Raw genomic sequence first — 18,178 nt, forward strand, 5'->3', positions numbered from 1 at the left:
ATGTCACAACAAGAAGACGATTTGAGGGCATTGGCGAAAATCATGGATTTTCTGCGTGCCGTGAGTATATTATTTGTGGTAATCAATATCTATTGGTATTGTTACGAGGCTATCCGCTTATGTGGAGTAAATATTGGGGTAGTTGATAAAATCCTTATGAACTTCCACCGCACGGCGGGGCTGTTCGGCTGTATCATTTACACCAAACTGTTCACCGTCCTGTTGCTCGGACTGTCCTGTTTGGGTACGTCGGGCGTGAAGGAGGAAAAAATCACATGGACGAAAATCTGGACGGCGTGGGTTTCGTGTTTTTCTTTCTGAATTGGTGGATATTGTCGCTGCCATTGGGTATAGAGACGAATACCGCTATCTATATTTTCACGATGGCGGTCGGCTATATCTGCCTCTTGATGTCGGGGCTGTACATAAGCCGCCTTTTGAAAAACAACCTCATGGATGACGTGTTCAACACGGGAAACGAATCCTTCCAGCAGGAAACAAGGCTCATTGAGAACGAGTATTCCGTGAATTTGCCGACACGCTTCTATTACAAAAAGAAATGGAACGATGGCTGGATTAATGTTGTAAATGTTTTTCGTGCATCCATCGTGTTGGGAACTCCGGGCAGCGGGAAGTCATTCGCCGTGGTAAACAACTATATCAAACAGCAGATTGAAAAGGGATTTAGTCAATATATTTACGACTTTAAGTTTCCCGACCTCTCGATGATTGCCTACAACCATTTGATTAATAATCAGGACGGCTACAAGGTAAAGCCAAAATTCTATGTCATCAACTTTGATGATCCCCGTCGTTCGCACCGTTGCAATCCCATTCATCCGGATTTCATGGAGGATATTACCGACGCTTACGAATCGACATACACCATCATGCTCAACCTCAATAAATCATGGGTGCAGAAGCAGGGCGACTTCTTTGTGGAATCACCTATTATCCTGTTCGCCGCCATCATCTGGTACTTGCGAATTTATCAGGGCGGTAAATACTGCACGTTCCCCCATGCCATCGAACTTTTGAACCGCCGGTATGAAGATATTTTCCCGGTTCTGACCTCATACCCGGAACTCGAAAACTATCTCAGCCCTTTCATGGATGCATGGCTCGGCGGAGCGGCTGAGCAGTTGCAGGGGCAGATTGCATCTGCCAAAATCTCGCTTTCAAGAATGATTTCACCGCAACTCTATTGGATGATGTCCGATAGTGAGTTTACATTGGACATCAATAATCCCGCAGAGCCGAAAATCCTCTGTGTGGGAAACAACCCCGACAGGCAGAACATATACGGTGCGGCTTTGGGCTTGTACAACTCCCGTATCGTGAAGCTCATTAACAAGAAAGGGATGCTTAAGTCTTCCGTTATCATCGACGAGCTTCCCACCATCTATTTCAAAGGATTGGATAACTTGATTGCAACCGCCCGTTCCAACAAGGTTGCCGTTTGTCTGGGCTTTCAGGACTTCTCGCAGTTGGTGCGCGATTATGGGGATAAAGAGGCGAAAGTCGTGATGAATACCGTAGGTAACATATTCAGCGGGCAGGTAGTGGGTGAAACTGCCAAAACGTTAAGTGAACGCTTTGGCAAGGTGTTGCAGAAGCGGCAGAGCATCACCATCAACCGGCAGGATAAGTCCACCTCCATCAATACGCAAATGGACAGTCTTATTCCACCGAGTAAGATTTCAGAACTTACGCAGGGTATGTTTGTCGGCTCCGTATCGGATAACTTCACCGAGCGTATCGAGCAAAAAATCTTCCATGCCGAGATTGTGGTGGATACCGACAAGGTGAAGCGGGAGGAGACCGCCTATAAGAAAATCCCCATCATCACCGATTTCACCGATGCAGACGGCAACGACCGCATGAAGGAACAGATACAGGAGAATTACAACCGCATCAAAGCAGAGGTGAAGCAGATCGTTTCGGATGAATTGCAGCGCATAGCCAATGATCCGGAGCTCTCACACCTGTTACAGCAAAAAGGGTGATTCCATCCCCTATATATAATAAGGTATAGAAACAACGACGGCAATAACCTCAAAATTACTGCCGTTGTTTTCTATTCTGCGTCTTCCGCATCCAATTCTGCAATTTCAATTTGTACCTCTTTAACCAGCTCATTCCAAAGGGTGGTAAAGGATTCATCTATTTTAAAACGGACAAAAAACACATCTGTTGTATCTTTATTCAAGCGGTCTATGATCTTTTGCCGTTGTTTATTCTCCGGTTCATGACCTTTACGGCAGATATAATCAAACAGGATTTCGCGGAGCCAAATACGTATTTCGTATTGTGTATCTTCATCAAAATCAGCGTATGTCTGTTCTTCGTATTCTTCTTCATTTCCATCAGGCGACGGCTTTGCCCGAAGGTCGTCCAATATACTTTGGGCAAACTGCCCTGACTCCTTATCGGCATATTTTTTAGAATACTTTTCCAGCAATTCCCAGTCCTAACGGGAAAGGGGGTATTTGCCCAATACCCTTTCCACGTCCCGAATCCGCCTCATATCTGTTTGGACTTCGGCGGACAGGGATTGGCACTCTTTACAGATATGCACGGCATGACCTTTGCCGCTGAACCGTTCATTGGCTTTTCTTTCTCCGCATATCTTACAATAGTGTCCGGGACTCTTTTTTTCTTCTTTACCACGGGCTGAATGACTATCTTTTTGCAAAAATATTGAAATTCGCATAAAACCGAAAATATCAATCATTGATTGCAATCCAAACAATTATTTTTTCTTGCTGTGCCGTCTGTAGCACTTGTCTCCGGCAGCATTAAGTATAAAATTTTCTGTAATTTCCTGTTTGGCATTGTTAAGCATCGGATTGGCAATGGAGAATTTACAAGTAATTTCCTTTGCCAGCACGGTTGTCTCCGCTGCATTTTTATACGCGTCGGGCAATTTCACCGAAGTTTTCGCAAGCGAATCCACAAGTTCCTGATTCTTGTCTATCAATTTCTGATAGAACTGTTTCATCGAATTGAATCGCTCCTTTTCCATACTTTCCTTGTTACGGGCGATACTTTCGTTGAGCGTGGCAAGGCGTTTTGACTTTTCAGAGTCAAACTTCTTCGTCAGAAAGGCAACACTATCCTTGACTGTGATGTCCGTCGGATCTCCCATCTCGATTACTTTGAATTGTAAATCAGTCCACGTCCCTTTTTTGTCCGTTTGCACAAAATCGGCAATAGCCTTTTCGTATTTACTTTGTCCTCCACAACTTGTAAGCAGCGGTAATACTACCGCCATCATTACTAAATTTCTATTCATATTATTTTACTATTATTATTTCCACACACTTTTATTTAGGGCATATAAGTTTTTATATGCTGGCAAATATACGCAAAAAAACAAGGGTAACCGTAAGTTTTTCGGCACTTAATCTTACTTCCGCTTCCGTTCTTTCTCATCGTCCTGCTCCATCCGTTTGTTCAGCCGTTCCCGCATCTTGTCTAAAAAACACGTGCGGCTTTCGTTCTTGCGCCGCTTCATATCCGTATAGGTACTGTAACAATCACGGATGTCGATGTTCAGGAGAATACCCACAAAGGCGGCTAACTCATGTATCGGGGTTTCCCCGTTGTTGATACTGCCCATTTCACTGAGTCCGTACACTATTTCCACCAATTCAATGGCACTGCCCGTCCATTGATAGGAGCCTTTAACCTTTAACAGTTCGGCGGACATATCTTCATTGCCATTTTGCAGGTAAGTATGCTTCACTGATAAGAAGGCGTACAGCATCTCCATTGCCATAATGCGGGCGACAAGGCGGTCATATCCCGTGCCGAACTCCGTTTCGTCGTCTAGATGGCACACATCCACATCAATCATATTTTCTTGTCTTCCACGCAGGAAGTAATAGTTGTCCATGTAAGTGGCTCCGCTACGGTAATATTGGAAAAACGCCACATGGCGGTCAAAGAACATTTTCTGTTCCTCCTGCTGTTTTTCATAATAATCGTCCAGCTCTTCCTCACCCGGAGGTCGTTGGCTCTCGATACGCAATATATGGTGGAAATAGAATAGCGGCCCCAGAATCCGGGGCTTGTACTGTTTGAAAAAGGCGATTTCTTCGGTATCGCTCTCAAAGGGTCGGATTGGACAAACACTTTCAATTCGGTCAGCTTTTCTTTCAGGAAAATAAGCATTGTCTTACAATCCCTGATGATATGATTCCCGTTCAGGTCGATGGCAGCTATCCGATTATCCACCTCCTGTATCATTTCTTCACATTTTATCTGCATTAAACATTCTCTTTGATTTCGGGCGCAAAGTTACGAATATCAAGCGGATAGCTATTTATTGAAAACAGACCATTCTGTTAGTATTTTTAAGTAGGCAGCTACTCTTTGTCGGAAGATTGCAAATATTGTTGCCGGATATTACTCGGCGTATCTCCGATATTAGCTTTGCAGAAACAGTTGAATTCCTGCGGAGAAGAAAAATTAAATTCATCAATAATATCGACGAAGGAGATATAAATTTGTGATAGGCGGAACTTCACATTTTCCGCACGTTTCCGTATCAACCATTGATGGACGGATACACCGAACTCGTTCTTGAATATCCGGCGAAAGGTATGCACACCATAGCCGCAAAGCTCTGCCAATTCATCCGTATTGTTGGCTTTACGGTAGTGTGTCATTACAAGGCTTCGGAATGGTACTTGCTCGTCGGTCATCGGATGAAAAAACGACTGTAACTCTTCAGAATCATAATAGCGGGTGAACACCCATATCAGTTCCTTGTGTTTCAGCTTCCACAGGTCGAAGTCGTGCGTTTCGTCCATGAGATAGGAAACGATTCCGGCCATGAGGATTTGCAGGGAATCTGGGATGGTGAGTTTGCAACAATATACTTTGGATTGGATATGGCGGTGCGAGTAGAGATAGGCAAGTATGCACTTTTCACTCTGGCAGACTGTGTTGTTGAATTTATGCACCAGCAAAGTTACATCGCTCAGGGCGATGCCGCTACATTCACTTCCACGGGGAACGAACATCACTTCCCCGGCGCACAGTATTTCGTCATGGAACAGCGTGCTGCTTATCCGTGCGTGTCCGCTACGGCAAAATATCAGATAGTTGATTTCGTGTCGTCGTTATGAACCATTTCTTCTTTCTGATAGTTTTTCACCTCAAAATGGCAGTCAATCGGACTTTCATCGCAAAACGGCGGTCTATGCTTCATATCCATTACTTATGTTCAACTATTGTTTTTCTTTATTGAACTCGCCGAAAGAATACCGGACCAGGACAATTGGTATAAATTGAAAGGCTCACACATGCTTTCATTTAATAATCCCGGCAAGAGCCATACAAAAGAGGTTTGCCGGGATTCATCCGTTTTTAATCAGCGATTGCTAACTCTATACTTTATACCTCAACCAGACAGAGCTTCCCTCCAGTTGCTTAACTTCCAACAACCTAAAACCTTTAGCCAGGTCAGTGGTAAGATTATCCTTTGTCATAAACAGAGTCTGGGTTTCCCTTGAACCGTCGGCTGCCGGAGCGATAACGATGCTTAACTCATCGCAAAAACCTGCTTGGATAAAAGACCAGTTGAGTACGCCGCCACCGCCAAGCATAAGCATTTCTATATCAAACAACTTTTTTAGTTTACTCAGCAGGATTTCATAATCCAATTTATCTTCACCGGCAATAATATAAGAAATACCAAGCTTGCGCAAGAAGGCTTTATACGCATTACTTGTCTGTGATGTCAAAATCTCAATCACCTCCGCAACTGTATCTTCGTATGTTAGTATATGTGATTTCCAACCAAGTCTTCCGGACAGGTCGATAGAGACATAATACATATCGCTTTTCCTTGCGACAAAGTCACCTTCGGGAACAACTGCCGCATTCTCATCGAGCACAGGTTTTTCGTAGAATGTGAAATTATCGTCTGTAGTGACTCGCCCGGACAACCACCCCTGATGTTTATAATAGGGTTGTTTGCCAAAAGCTATGTTATAGAATTCTTGGATAGCTTGCTCTCCTTCGGGAATTTCCATATAATTCCCCATAATTTTCCCATCGAGGGATGTCAGCATGTGACAAAAAATATAAGGTCTGTTCATATCTGATTTATAATGTATTTAAGAAATTATTATTTTGAGATGAAACGTTTTCACCTTAACCCGGGAAAATTTACAATGTAATAGCCAAGGATGTATGAAAACTTTAAGGTAATTGAGATGAATGCTATTTATCTTGTTTTAAATTCCGGAAAAAGGCAAAAACGTTTTTTATTATTATGAGGAACGGTTTCTATGTTTTCTGCCAATCAACATTACTCCTAACAAAATAAGCAACAGGCCGGACATCTGGATCAGAGTTACCTTTTCACTACCGATAAAGACTCCCAATAAAACAGCTATGAACGGATTCACATACGCATGGGTGCCAACCTCTGCCGCCGGACGGACTTTCAACAACCATACATAAGCTGAGTAAGCAAGCAAAGAACCAAATAAAATTAAATAGACAAGTGAAAGCCAACCGACAGATGATACACTGCTCAACGAAACATTTGCCAGGTCCTTATTGAAAAGAGAACATGTCCAGAACATTCCGCCGGCAAAAAGCATCTGCCAGGCCGAACCGGCAAAAGCGTTCACCTTTTCCTCCCGTGAAGACCGGTATTTGGCATAAAGTGTACCTGAAGCCCACGAAATACATCCGAAAACCAATAGTAAGAATCCCCGTTCGCTATGAGGTAAAAGCCATTCTGAACCGAGCTGTTCCATGTAAAGCATCGCCACACCGGAAAACCCCATTATTCCTCCTGCTATTGTAAAAAAGCTACCGAAATTAGACTTCCACATAGGAACATCCAATAATAAAATCCAAAGTGCAGTGGAAGAGGCGATGATAGCCACAAAGCTGCTGGTTACATAACGTTGAGCCAGCATAACTACCGCCATATCGATGAACAACAATATAATACCACTAATGGCCGAACGCATGACAAGGCTTTTCCTGAATACTTGTTCCCCGCGTAAATAACAGATACCGAGCAGGATCAATCCGGCAGCGGTAAACCGTAACGCACCCAGCAAAAAGGGAGGGAAATCCTTCAACGCCACGCCTATAAAGAAATAGGTAGAACCCCAAACAACATAGATCAGGAAGTAGGCAATGATAATGCCTGCCAGGCTCCCGTCAACACGATTCTTTCTTTCCATCTTTGTCTTTTTTTACTTGAGTTACGTTACGGTACAGTGTGTGCAAATTCAATGATATCAGATCATTGTTTCTTTAATCCCCCTCTTTAACCGGTCCAGACCGTCTATCAGCACCTGCCGGGGGCAGGCTATATTCAGGCGGATAAAATTTTCACCGGCTTCACCATACATGCTTCCTTCATTTATCCAGAGCTTTTCTTCTCTCAGCAGCGTTTCCGCAATTTCCTTCGAGCGGCGTTTCAGTATCGAGCAATCCACCCATACCAGGTATGTGCCTTCCAGCATCACCACCGGGAAGCCCGGGAGGTACTCATTGAAGTAAGCTTTCAGATAGTTGTAATTCACCACAAGATAATGTTTCAGTTCTTCCAGCCACTCTTCCCCTTCATTGTAAGCGGCTATCAGGGCTTCGACTCCGAACGGATTCACATCACAAACCTCATTGATATTGATGGCTTTGTCTATTTCCATACGCATATATTCATCTGCCGAAATAATATTGGCAATCTGCAGTCCTGCCAGATTGAACGCCTTGCTTGGAGATGTGCATGTGACAGAATGCATCAGGAATTCTTTCGAGATAGAAGCGAAAGGAGTATAGGTATGTCCTGGGAAAACCAGCTCACAATGAATCTCATCCGCTACAACAATCACATCATTGCGGAGGCAAATCTCACCGATACGTGTCAGTTCCTGCCGGGTCCAGACTCTGCCTGCCGGATTATGGGGGTTACATAGCAGTAACAGCTTTACTTTCGGGTCGGCAGCCTTTTGCTCCAGACCGGTGAAATCGATCCGGTAAGTTTCGTTTATATAAAGAAGGGGATTCTCCACTACTTCACAACCGTTATTACGGATGGAAGAGAAAAAACAATTATAAACCGGTGTTTGTACCAGTACTTTGTCTCCCGGAACCGTCAGAGCCTTGATTACGGCAGACAATGCCGGAACTACTCCCAATGTGTAGGTAATCCAGTCCTTTTTTATCTGCCAGCCGTGCCTTCGGGCGAACCAATTTATTACAGCTTCGTAGTAAGCGGAAGGAACTTTTGTGTAGCCGAAGATTCCATGCTCCACCCGTTTACGCAACGCTTCCACCACAGGGGGAGCCGTACGGAAATCCATATCGGCTACCCACATGGGCAAGACATTTTCTTCCTGAGCCGTATCCCATTTATAGGAATTGGTTCTACGCCGGGGAACTATTTCATCGAAATTGTATTTCATTGATTGAAACAAGTTACGTTGTCCCACAATTGCAGTTCACAGTCAGCCGGAGCCTTGACATTTTCATCGATAATGATTTCACAGTAACTTTCAGCAATGATGTTTCCGGTACGTGGATTCTTTACACTATGTATAGGACCGTTGATGCTTGCCTGTACGCTGCCGTATTCAAATGCCAGGTCGCAGTCATCCGCCATCGTACAATTTTCCATCACCAGATCGTGTGTATAGCAAAGGGGTTGAGTGCCTGAAATCTTGCAATTCACCAGATGTAGGTTGTGGGAATGCCAGCCCAAATATTCGCCGTTCAGTTCGGAGTCATACACCGTTACATTTTCCGTGTTCCAGAAAGCATCTTTCGAGTTGATGACCGCATTGCGGATTTCCACGTTTTTGCAGTATTGGAAGGAATAATTTCCATTCTGGCTGTAGTTCTCAATGCGGATATTCTCACCGTGCATGAACAGGTAATCGGCTTTGTCTATCTGCACGTTCTTTAATTCCACATTGCGACAATGCCACAGAGTTTCCAGTGCATTGGGAAGTTGTACGTTCTCCAACTTTATTCCGTCCATTTCACGAAACATTTTCGGGGCTTCCACTACCGTATCGGTCATTTGTAAGTTCTGCGAATACCACAAAGCGGCGCGTGCTCCCTCTGTAAAAAAGCAGTTCTTTACCATAAAGCCATTAGTATGCCAGAAAGGGTATTTGCCTTCGAAACGACAATTTACTGCGATAATGTTACTGCATTCTTTCAGTGCAGATTCACCGGTGTGAATCGTTACATTATCCAATTGCAAATCGTGTGTAGCAAACAAAGGGCGTTCGCCTTCGTATTCTTTGTTCTTTATTATTTCCATGATTTAATTAGTTCGTTATTTATTTTATAATTCCAAGCCCATTTGATAGGCATTATTAAGATGCTTTTTATCAATATTCCGTGCCGTTTTTTCGCATCCCGTACAACCTCCGGCACAATATATACCTTTCTCATTTCCTCCCAACACCTGGCTTATCACCCGGAAATATTGTACAGGATGTTCGAAAGTTGTTTCCTTATCATCACCGGCTGTCATCAACAGGACTGTGTCTTTCGAGGGATATTTATCATCGACAGAAATTGCATAGAGTCTTTCAATGAATGCTTTCAGCCGTGCCGTAATGGTCCAGAAGTAGAGTGGCGAGGCCATCACTATTGTATCACATTCGGTAAACAGGGGATATATATCCTGCATACCGTCCTGAACTACGCAACGACGGGCAGGACGCTGACAAGCTCCGCACCCTCTGCAACCTTCCAGCCGCATACTTCCGAGATAAACTTTCGTAACGGAATGATCCCGTTCCACCAGTCCTTTGATATAAGCGTCTGCCAGGCGGTCGGTGTTGCCAAGTCTTGTCCCGGCACTCATCAGGACAAGCACTTTCTTTCCGTTTCCCCGGTGGATTTTTTCTACTGCCGGGGGAAGCGGATTATCCGCCGGTTCTTTATCATTCAGATACCGATGGATAACCGCACTGCCCAGTAATATGCTTCCTGTGGTTATCAATGTATTCCTTATAAATTTTCGTCTCTCCATCTCTTTCCATATTCATAGACAAACCGGTAACTCTACTTTAAATATTCCTTATAAAACTGTTCTATCTTGTCAAAAGGAATGATGTCTGTCTTGTCATAAAGGTCGGTATGCACTGCACCGGGGATAATAAGCAAATGCTTGTTGTCGCCTTTCAGTTTTTTGAAAGCATCCTCACCCATATAGCGCGAATGCGCTTTCTCACCGTGGATGACCATTACGGCACTGCGTATCTCACCACTGTAAGCAAGGATGGGGGCGTTGAGGAATGCCAAAGACGATGTCATATTCCAGCCCTGACCCGAGTTGATGGAGCGGGGGTGATAACCACGCTTTGTCTTGTAATAATCGTAATAGTCTTTCATAAACTGCGGCGCGTCATCGGCGGGTTTGGGGTTCATGACATTACGCTGATATGTGCCGTTCCTGGCATCAATGGTGCGCTGGGCATTCAGCTGCTGACGCATCCCGTATCGTTCATCGGCTGTCATTTTATCATAATAACTGTTGGCGGTGCATCGGCTGATGTCATACATTGTAGATGCTATGGTAGCCTTTATGCGTGTGTCGTTGGCGGCGGCGTTGATGGCAAAGCCGCCCCAACCGCAAACGCCAAGTATACCGATACGTTCCGCATCCACATCAGTACGTGTCGCAAGATAGTCCACAGCGGCACTGAAATCTTCCGTGTTGAGGTCGGGTGAGGCTATATTGCGAGGCTGTCCTCCGCTCTCGCCGGTAAACGAGGGGTCGAAAGCGATGGTCAGGAAGCCGCGTTCGGCAAGCGTCTGCGCATAAAGTCCTGACGACTGCTCTTTCACGGCACCGAACGGACCGCTCACGGCAATGGCTGCAAGTTTGCCCTCGGCATTCTTGGGGACATACATATCTGCGGCAAGCGTGATGCCATAACGGTTGCGGAAGGTTACCTTACTATGCGACACTTTGTCGCTTTGCGGGAATGTCTTGTCCCATTCCTGTGTCAATTCCAACTTTTCCATATTCCCTTCTGTTGTTTTACTTGTCTGCGCAATGGCTGTTGTACTTATAACTAACAGCCCGACTGCAATAATTGTCTTTATATTCATAATGTACTTTATTTTCAGATGTTTCACAATAACTGTTCTGAACATATTGTTTCCATCTTGTTATTTCTAATTTATTCTTTATCCTGTATTTCAAAAGTTATGCTTACATTCCCCCTTCCCAAAGCCTCTGATAATCCGGATGGGTTATCCACTTTACCTATTCGTGTATAGCTGTACGAGCTTGAAAAGGTTTCATAGAACAGCACCACACAACTGGAGCCGTAGAGCATCAGGTCGCCGGTATGAATAGTTCCCTGGCTGGAAGAAGCTGTGGGCAGGCTGCCCGGCAGGTAGTAGTATTTTTCATTGCCGTTCATTTCGGACATATCTATTGTCATTGGGAGCAATGCCTTAAAAGCCGTAGCTGTCGCATTGTTTTCCAGCGTCACATTAAAGGAGACTTCTCCGATTGATATTTTAAGATTGTTGCTCATAGGATTGTCTGTATTATCATTATTATCACCCGGTTCATTGGGATTCCCGTTATTTCCGGGTTCGTCCGGATTATTATTATCCGGTTCATTCGGAGTTACCGGTTGCTCTATTTCTCCGATAGGGTCATCCGGGCTGCACGATGTCAGGTTTACTGATAAGGAAAATGCCATGAAGGCAACCATCAAATAGTATTTCATCTCACCTAATATTTTAGGGTTCAACACTTGTAAGTTCAAACCTTACATTTAGTATAGTTCCGGAAATATTTAAAGCATTAATCCCGTTTTCGATACGCCCGATGGGAATCAATGAACCGGAAGACGTTCCATTCCTGTAATAGATGACTATGTTTCCCCAGGGAGCAAACAAAGCGATATCTCCGGCCTGAGGATTCATGCCTGAAGGGGAATTATCGGTTGTCAATTCAGGGGAAGGCGTGAACACTTTTTCCGTCCCTCCATAATCGTTCAGATCAACTGTCAGAGGAAGACGTGATATGAAATCCCTGCTCGTCGGGTTGTCATACAGAGTAGCAGTGATAGTTTGTGAGCCTATCACGATTGCCAATCGATGGGCAGTATCGACTACCGGCTCTGTAGCGTTCACATCATCCTTTCCACAAGATGCCAGACTGAAAATAGTGGTCAGTACACATAATGCCATCAAATGTTTCATTCTTTTTTTGTTTTAGGGGTTATCAAACTATGTTGTTTCTACACTGCAAAATTACGGGAAGAAAAAGACTTCCTTTGTAGATGAATTACAGACATCATTACCTCAATTACAGATATTACCATTCAAATGGAAAAAATGAACCTGTTCCATTAAAAATCTATCTTAATCGAAAGTTCTGTTGTAAACGGACGGATAAAGCTGCCGGACATCAGATAATTCTGATAGAGGTTTGCATCGGTCACCAAATCAGCAGCTCCGATAGCCCCGTTGGCCCCTTTCTGGTTCAGGAAATTAACGACATTTGCAGATAAGGCAATATGGTCGTTTATCCGGTAATCGATACCGCCGAAAGTTTCCCAACGGGGATTAAAAAACAGCGTGTTCGGCTTGTTGATATATTGTTTGCCGAGATAGCGGAAACTAAGCCAGAAACGCCATTTGTCTATCGTATAGGAAGGGTCTATCTCCATAAGTAACTCCGACACTCCGGTCACCTTACGGTCGCTGAAACTAAAATCACGGACAACATTATCGCTGAAACTCAATCTCGTATCGAAATTTTTATACTGGGGCTTTTGCAGAGTCACCAGATAGTGCAACTGAAAACCCTTAAACGGACTCAATACCATGTCTGTTGTCCAGCCCAGAGTAGCAATATCATAATTGATAGCCGCAGTCTGTGTTTCATCCACTCCGTTTATATTGGCGGTAAACTGGGAACGTGTCTTATAATTAGTCTTGCGGATATAAGACAAAGTAGAAACAACATTAAACCAATCATTATTATAGTAAACTCCGAAACGCGCCAACTGAACATCTACCGGATCAAGATTGGCAAAATCCTGCCCACCGAAATTCTCTAGACGCGGTCTTTGCCTGTTGAACAGGTAATCACCGGTCAGTCCGAAATGTTTCAACATGACATAATGGGCGCTGACAGTAGCTATCGGATTTATCCAGTTATAATTAAACGGTGTCTGATGCACGCCCTCTCTACCCAGATAAAAGCCGGAAGTACGGTCATTTGTATGGTCGTCTGTATTGTAATTCATTGGAGACTCTCCGCCGATATGGTAATATTCCAATCGCATCCCATAGGAGAGAGACAAGTTCCGTAGAATATTCCAGTCATCGGAGACATACAAAGCCAACTTGTTTTCCCTGCCATTATAATACTCGCCTCCCGTATTAAAATCCCAATAAGCATTACCTTGATATAAAAGGGGGTCGGGACCGGCTTTCACCGTATGTGCCCAGTTTGAAGTCATGGCTTTCAGTTCCGTAGAACTGTACCACTGGTTCAATCCGAAACGCAGGCCATGGTTGCCGAAACGTTGGTTGTATTCCGCCGTCGCCATCACATCATCTATTTTCCCCTGGTAATAAAGAGTATAACGGCTCTGCACATATCCGGCGAAAGGGACACCGTCACCAGATGTATATCCACGGTCTTCCGTCACTTCGCTCAGTCCTGCCAGGGCATTGACCGTCATGCCGCTATGGGCACGATTGTATTTGAAATTGAATGTCAGCAGTCCTCCATTATTGAAAAGATACTTTGCACGTAATCCGATTTCGTTATTATGGGAATACCCCATGTCGTACAGATGCTTTTTGAGGGTATCGCCTGTTACAATATCCCGATATCCGATAGTCCCATCGGAAGGCATATACGCATCCCGTCCCAGGTCGAACCCGTCGAGCAGGCGTACCGAACCGTCACCTACATAAGTAAAGGGACCGTTGTTGTCTGCACCCGATACGTTATTGGCATGTTTTAATAGCAGCGAAATCTCTCCCCTGTCTTCATTCCAGCGACGGGTCAAAGCCCCTTTATAAATTTGTGTCCGGTCCTGATACTTCATATAAGGCAGGTTGATGCTTCCGGGATCGAAATTCTGGAAAGAACCGAGACTGAAATACCAGCCGTCGGTTATTTTCCCACTCGCATTCAGGTCAAACCGCTGAGCCCCGAAATGGTTGACCGTATAATCCAGATGAGCCCCCAGTTTGTCTTCACCCAAACGCGTTTCGCTGTAAAGCGTATAACCGACATTCCCGCTCAATAGTGCCGATTCACTTAAAGACATGAGGTTCGATTTACCGTAAGATGTTCCGCCGCACCAACTGGTATAAGCCATATGGGGCCAGAAGTAATATACTACCGGAAGCCCGTCTTCAAAAATTTCCGTTCCTCCGGTACTCGCCGGCAAACCGATGTTTACTTCACGGGGTTTAGCCGCATCGGAAGCATTCAGCATCACATTCCTGTTTTTTTCTTCCTTATTATTCACTACGATTGAATCAGTCGCTGCTGTTGGAGATTGTGCCCGGACTTGCACCTGGGTACTGACTATTATGAATAATAAAGAAAATATTTTGGAGTATTTCATGATCTATGATTATTTGCGTTCTTATTAGTATTGTGATTTCGGAAGCATTACCGGCAATACGGTTTCTGTGGTTTTCCCTTCAATGTCAACGGAAAGACTTGACTTAACGTTTTCTGCATCGGCAGCTACGTGGAACTGATATGTTCCCCCTTCCAATTTCCAGCTGCTTGCAGATTCATCGAACGAAGCCAGGTCCGATACCGGCACACGCAAGGTAAGCGTCTCTTTTTCACCCGCTTTCAGAAGTCCTGTTTTAGAGAATCCTTTCAGTTCTTTTACAGATTTTACCATATCCTTTCCGGGAGCGGAAACATATAACTGCACGACTTCCTTTCCTGCTGCCTTACCTGTGTTTTTCACCTCTACATTGACTACGACTGTATCGTTCGCCATTTCCAATACAGGTGTTCCGTAACTGAACGAAGAGTAAGACAAGCCGTAACCGAATGGATAAGCTGTCTTTATATGGTTCGTATCATAGTGGCGGTAACCTACAAAAACGCCTTCTTCATAAACTGTTTCATCAAAGTTCCTGCGTTTGACTCCATCCTGTACGTCGTGTGTATCTTCCATCGCATCCTCTATGTCTTTAGCCGGAATATTGTCGACATCAGGGAAATTTTCCTTCGACGGCACATCGGCATAAGAAAGCGGAAATGTCATCGGCAGTCTTCCCGAAGGATTCGATTTGCCTGTCAGGACATCGACGATCGTATTTCCCGTTTCCTGGCCTCCGAACCACGACAACAATATCGCATCGGGAAGTTCACGCCAGCTTGCCGTTTCGACAACTCCGCATACGTTCAGAATAACGACTACCTTCTTTCCGCGTTTATGGAAAGCAGTACAAGTATTTTCTATTAAATTCCTTTCCTCTTTTGTCAGATTGAAATTATTGCTCAGGCTCCGGTCCACAAACTCTCCCGAACCTTTCCCTATGGTAATGAAAGCAATATCTTTCTCATCGGCAAGTTTTTCAAATTCTTCCTGTGAAATATGCATCTCCGGTAACCGGTCTTTCGGCATATACCAGGCACGTTTAACCAATTTCGGTGTTTCGTCTTTAAGGTAGTTTTCATACTTCCCGCTCCAGTCGTTGTCGATGTTGAAACCGGTATTCGCCAATTCTCCGGTGAGAGTGAGTTTATAGGCACGGTTCAGGTCACCGCTTCCTGTTCCCCCGGCTATAAGGTCGTAGGAAGTTACTCCCAGGACGGCGGGATTTTTAATATTTTTGTCCAAAGGCAGAGTTCCCAGCCTGTTTTCCAACAAAACCATCCCTTCGGCTGCCGAGGCGCGTATCATGGCTGCATGAGCAGCCAGATCGGGATCATTAGTCGGCTCGTATCCGTTGAAACGGGGTGTGCGAAGGATATATTCCAGAATATGGCGTACGTTACGGTCGATGATTTCCAGTGAAAGCGTACCATTCCTCACGGCAGTAATAATATCCTTGCGCTGCTTGCTTACGCCGGGCATCATCAAATCGTTTCCGGCTTCCATCGGCCATACGGCATTCAGGCCGCCGAACCAGTCTGTCATCACCATTCCTTTGAATCCCCATTCGTTGCGCAAAATAGTAGTCAACAGATCGGAACGTTCCGGTGCGTAAGTACCATTTATCTTATTATAAGAACTCATTATCGTCCAAGGCTGGGCTTTCTTTACAGATATCTCAAACGGTTTCAGGTAAATTTCGCGGAAAGTACGCGGGGAAACAACCACATCCATCGCTCTGCGGTTAACCTCCTGGTTGTTTAGTGCAAAGTGCTTTAACGAAGTCCCGACCCCTTGTGATTGTATGCCATTTATCATGGCAGCAGCCATCTCGCCGGACAACAACGGGTCTTCGGAATAGTATTCGTAATTACGCCCGTTCAGCGGATTACGGTGGATATTAGTGGCGGGAGCCAGCACAACATCTACGCCATACCGCTTTACCTCATCACCCATTGCCTCTCCCATCCGGTAAACCAAAGAGGTATTCCAGGTGGAAGCCAGCAGGGTTTCAACAGGAAAATGCGTTGTATAATATGTACGTGAATCGTTTTCCCGTGTCGGGGCTATGCGAAGTCCCGCCGGTCCGTCAGCCATTACGGTAGCCGGAATTCCCAGACGGGGTATGGCGTATGTCTGGCCGGCGGTACCTGGGACAAGATCGCCCTGTATGCCGATGTTGGCATTACTTCCTTCACTTTTGTTGCCCACATGCCACGGACCAACCAGCAAATCGACCTTTTCTTCGATGGTCATTGCCTGAATGACTTCATTCAACGGTGCTTTGCCCAATTGCGGGCTTTCCTGTGCTCCTGCATTTAGTGCCTGTGCCATCATGATGGCTGTTCCTAATAAAATTTTTGTTTTCATGATTCCTTTAATACTAATGTTTTATTTGACAATGAGTGATTTAATTCTCGTTGGCAAAGGTATGTCATTAGCAAAAAAGCTTTTGTAGACAGATTACAGGTATCATAACCCCAGTTACAGATTACAATATTTTCATTCACTTTTCTCGCCAAAACCGGATAAAAAATATAATAATATGGAAGGTCACAAAGTCTATTTCTAAGTATTACAGTTTATTATGCAAGACAATTATCTTCTACCAGCCTGCCAGTGGTAGCTTATGCTTCGGTGCCGGAAATATAACATCCAATATTCGATAATCTTCCCCTGTTAACTCGATAAAAAGACTCCTGTAATTCTCCCGTACATGGGCTACTTTTCCAGCTTTAGGAATAGCTATTATGCCGGGACGATGCATCACCCAAGCCAATGCTATTTGTGCAGGAGAGGCATCATGTCGGTCGGCTATTTCCATAAGAGCTTTGCTTTCTGCCAGTGTACCTTCACCTACAGGAGAATAAGCCATCACCGGAACATTATTTTCGGCACACCAAGGAAGTAAGTCATATTCAACACCCCGTTCTTTCAAGTTATAAAGTATTTGATTGACAGCACAACTCTCTCCGTCAGGAATAGCCAAAAAGCGTTCCATATCCGTTACATCCATATTGCTGACACCCCACCTGAGAATTTTTCCTTCTTCTCTTAGTTCAAGCATTGCCCGGACTGTTTCCTCAAATGGATAGGAACCTTTCCAATGCAACAAATACAAATCGATACGGTCTGTACGCAATTTGCGCAAACTACGCTCACAAGCATGCTTCATCGCTTGATAAGCTGCATTTTGAGGCAACACTTTACTTACAAGGAACACCTTGTCCCGACAATCCCGAACAGCCTCGCCTATCATTTCTTCATTATCATACATCTCAGCCGTATCAATCAATGTCATGCCCAAGTCAATGCCGGTATGCAGGGCTTTGATTTCCTCAACACGCAGTGAAGCTATTTTTCCCATATTCCATGTACCTTGTCCCAAGGTACATATTTGTTCACCATTTCTGAAAGTTATCAGATGTTCCATATATTTGCTGTTTGATTAATATTAATACGAATCTGTAGTCATAATTCATTCACTTAATTATAAGAATAGACCAGATCAATCGTTTATTCTACAACAACGGTTGGAAATCCTCTTTCCAACCGTTGCTGTATAT

The 18,178-nt window shown here is 44.4% G+C and carries 16 protein-coding genes and 1 pseudogene; 2 read left to right on the top strand and 15 right to left on the bottom strand.

What is annotated here, in order from left to right; genetic code table 11:
- Window positions 1–2,006: pseudogene (gene mobC / locus C1721_RS15695) on the top strand (conjugal transfer protein MobC).
- A 71-nt stretch (window positions 2,007–2,077) separates the two neighbouring features.
- Here mobC and C1721_RS15700 read toward each other — a convergent pair.
- The 4 genes from C1721_RS15700 to C1721_RS16370 all read right to left on the bottom strand — a co-directional run bounded on the left by C1721_RS15700 (window position 2,078) and on the right by C1721_RS16370 (window position 4,817).
- The gene (locus tag C1721_RS15700; RefSeq protein ID WP_102409114.1) at window positions 2,078–2,461 is read right to left on the bottom strand and encodes a hypothetical protein; all 384 of its coding nucleotides are present in this window, start codon (window positions 2,459–2,461) and stop codon (window positions 2,078–2,080) included.
- 291 nt (window positions 2,462–2,752) lie between these two features.
- The gene (locus tag C1721_RS15710; RefSeq protein WP_199830417.1) at window positions 2,753–3,295 is read right to left on the bottom strand and encodes a hypothetical protein; all 543 of its coding nucleotides are present in this window, start codon (window positions 3,293–3,295) and stop codon (window positions 2,753–2,755) included.
- A gap of 114 nt (window positions 3,296–3,409) precedes the next feature.
- The gene (locus C1721_RS15715; protein ID WP_234347547.1) at window positions 3,410–4,033 is read right to left on the bottom strand and encodes an RteC domain-containing protein; all 624 of its coding nucleotides are present in this window, start codon (window positions 4,031–4,033) and stop codon (window positions 3,410–3,412) included.
- A gap of 337 nt (window positions 4,034–4,370) precedes the next feature.
- Window positions 4,371–4,817 (bottom strand): helix-turn-helix domain-containing protein, encoded by a 447-nt coding sequence (locus tag C1721_RS16370; RefSeq protein WP_234347549.1) that lies wholly within the window; start codon window positions 4,815–4,817, stop codon window positions 4,371–4,373.
- Between C1721_RS16370 and C1721_RS16375 the strand changes: the two genes are divergently transcribed.
- Window positions 4,803–5,135, top strand: a complete 333-nt coding sequence (locus C1721_RS16375) for a hypothetical protein (protein WP_234347552.1) — start codon at window positions 4,803–4,805, stop codon at window positions 5,133–5,135. The genes C1721_RS16370 and C1721_RS16375 overlap by 15 nt on opposite strands.
- A gap of 261 nt (window positions 5,136–5,396) precedes the next feature.
- On the opposite strand, the gene C1721_RS15725 is transcribed toward C1721_RS16375, so the two are convergent.
- From C1721_RS15725 to C1721_RS15775, 11 genes are all read right to left on the bottom strand, one after another.
- Window positions 5,397–6,110, bottom strand: coding sequence for a dihydrofolate reductase family protein (locus C1721_RS15725; RefSeq protein ID WP_102409116.1), 714 nt, complete (start codon window positions 6,108–6,110; stop codon window positions 5,397–5,399).
- A 174-nt stretch (window positions 6,111–6,284) separates the two neighbouring features.
- Window positions 6,285–7,217: an EamA family transporter gene (locus tag C1721_RS15730; RefSeq protein WP_102409117.1), complete on the bottom strand. Its 933-nt coding sequence runs from the start codon at window positions 7,215–7,217 to the stop codon at window positions 6,285–6,287.
- Window positions 7,218–7,274: 57 nt separating this feature from the next.
- Complete coding sequence (locus C1721_RS15735; RefSeq protein WP_102409118.1) at window positions 7,275–8,444, bottom strand: MalY/PatB family protein; 1,170 nt, start codon at window positions 8,442–8,444, stop codon at window positions 7,275–7,277.
- Complete coding sequence (locus C1721_RS15740) at window positions 8,441–9,307, bottom strand: DUF3737 family protein (RefSeq protein ID WP_102409119.1); 867 nt, start codon at window positions 9,305–9,307, stop codon at window positions 8,441–8,443. The genes C1721_RS15735 and C1721_RS15740 overlap by 4 nt, the downstream gene beginning before the upstream one ends.
- 24 nt (window positions 9,308–9,331) lie before the next feature.
- Window positions 9,332–10,027 (bottom strand): flavodoxin family protein, encoded by a 696-nt coding sequence (locus tag C1721_RS15745; RefSeq protein ID WP_102409120.1) that lies wholly within the window; start codon window positions 10,025–10,027, stop codon window positions 9,332–9,334.
- 32 nt (window positions 10,028–10,059) lie between these two features.
- Window positions 10,060–11,025, bottom strand: coding sequence for an alpha/beta hydrolase (locus tag C1721_RS15750; RefSeq protein WP_234347670.1), 966 nt, complete (start codon window positions 11,023–11,025; stop codon window positions 10,060–10,062).
- Between the two features lie 158 nt (window positions 11,026–11,183).
- Window positions 11,184–11,744, bottom strand: a complete 561-nt coding sequence (locus tag C1721_RS15755) for a cyclophilin-like fold protein (protein ID WP_102409589.1) — start codon at window positions 11,742–11,744, stop codon at window positions 11,184–11,186.
- Between the two features lie 13 nt (window positions 11,745–11,757).
- The gene (locus C1721_RS15760) at window positions 11,758–12,222 is read right to left on the bottom strand and encodes a cyclophilin-like fold protein (RefSeq protein WP_234347555.1); all 465 of its coding nucleotides are present in this window, start codon (window positions 12,220–12,222) and stop codon (window positions 11,758–11,760) included.
- Between the two features lie 149 nt (window positions 12,223–12,371).
- The gene (locus C1721_RS15765; protein ID WP_159063610.1) at window positions 12,372–14,615 is read right to left on the bottom strand and encodes a TonB-dependent receptor; all 2,244 of its coding nucleotides are present in this window, start codon (window positions 14,613–14,615) and stop codon (window positions 12,372–12,374) included.
- A 24-nt stretch (window positions 14,616–14,639) separates the two neighbouring features.
- The gene (locus tag C1721_RS15770) at window positions 14,640–16,982 is read right to left on the bottom strand and encodes a beta-glucosidase (RefSeq protein ID WP_102409123.1); all 2,343 of its coding nucleotides are present in this window, start codon (window positions 16,980–16,982) and stop codon (window positions 14,640–14,642) included.
- A 235-nt stretch (window positions 16,983–17,217) separates the two neighbouring features.
- Window positions 17,218–18,045 carry an aldo/keto reductase gene (locus C1721_RS15775; protein WP_102409124.1) on the bottom strand — a complete coding sequence of 276 codons (828 nt, stop codon included), beginning with the start codon at window positions 18,043–18,045 and terminating at the stop codon, window positions 17,218–17,220.
- Between the last annotated feature and the right edge of the window lie 133 nt (window positions 18,046–18,178).

Origin of the sequence: Parabacteroides bouchesdurhonensis (assembly GCF_900186615.1) — a bacterium.
GTDB lineage: Bacteria > Bacteroidota > Bacteroidia > Bacteroidales > Tannerellaceae > Parabacteroides > Parabacteroides bouchesdurhonensis.

What these genes read in the sequence shown, in the direction of transcription:
- C1721_RS15710 (WP_199830417.1), bottom strand. Translation starts at nt 3,295, where the DNA reads ATGAATAGAAATTTAGTAATGATGGCGGTAGTATTACCGCTGCTTACA.
- C1721_RS16370 (WP_234347549.1), bottom strand. Translation starts at nt 4,817, where the DNA reads ATGGACGAAACGCACGACTTCGACCTGTGGAAGCTGAAACACAAGGAA.
- C1721_RS15725 (WP_102409116.1), bottom strand. Translation starts at nt 6,110, where the DNA reads ATGAACAGACCTTATATTTTTTGTCACATGCTGACATCCCTCGATGGG.
- C1721_RS15730 (WP_102409117.1), bottom strand. Translation starts at nt 7,217, where the DNA reads ATGGAAAGAAAGAATCGTGTTGACGGGAGCCTGGCAGGCATTATCATT.
- C1721_RS15735 (WP_102409118.1), bottom strand. Translation starts at nt 8,444, where the DNA reads ATGAAATACAATTTCGATGAAATAGTTCCCCGGCGTAGAACCAATTCC.
- C1721_RS15740 (WP_102409119.1), bottom strand. Translation starts at nt 9,307, where the DNA reads ATGGAAATAATAAAGAACAAAGAATACGAAGGCGAACGCCCTTTGTTT.
- C1721_RS15745 (WP_102409120.1), bottom strand. Translation starts at nt 10,027, where the DNA reads ATGGAGAGACGAAAATTTATAAGGAATACATTGATAACCACAGGAAGC.
- C1721_RS15750 (WP_234347670.1), bottom strand. Translation starts at nt 11,025, where the DNA reads ATGGAAAAGTTGGAATTGACACAGGAATGGGACAAGACATTCCCGCAA.
- C1721_RS15755 (WP_102409589.1), bottom strand. Translation starts at nt 11,744, where the DNA reads ATGAAATACTATTTGATGGTTGCCTTCATGGCATTTTCCTTATCAGTA.
- C1721_RS15760 (WP_234347555.1), bottom strand. Translation starts at nt 12,222, where the DNA reads ATGAAACATTTGATGGCATTATGTGTACTGACCACTATTTTCAGTCTG.
- C1721_RS15765 (WP_159063610.1), bottom strand. Translation starts at nt 14,615, where the DNA reads ATGAAATACTCCAAAATATTTTCTTTATTATTCATAATAGTCAGTACC.
- C1721_RS15770 (WP_102409123.1), bottom strand. Translation starts at nt 16,982, where the DNA reads ATGAAAACAAAAATTTTATTAGGAACAGCCATCATGATGGCACAGGCA.
- C1721_RS15775 (WP_102409124.1), bottom strand. Translation starts at nt 18,045, where the DNA reads ATGGAACATCTGATAACTTTCAGAAATGGTGAACAAATATGTACCTTG.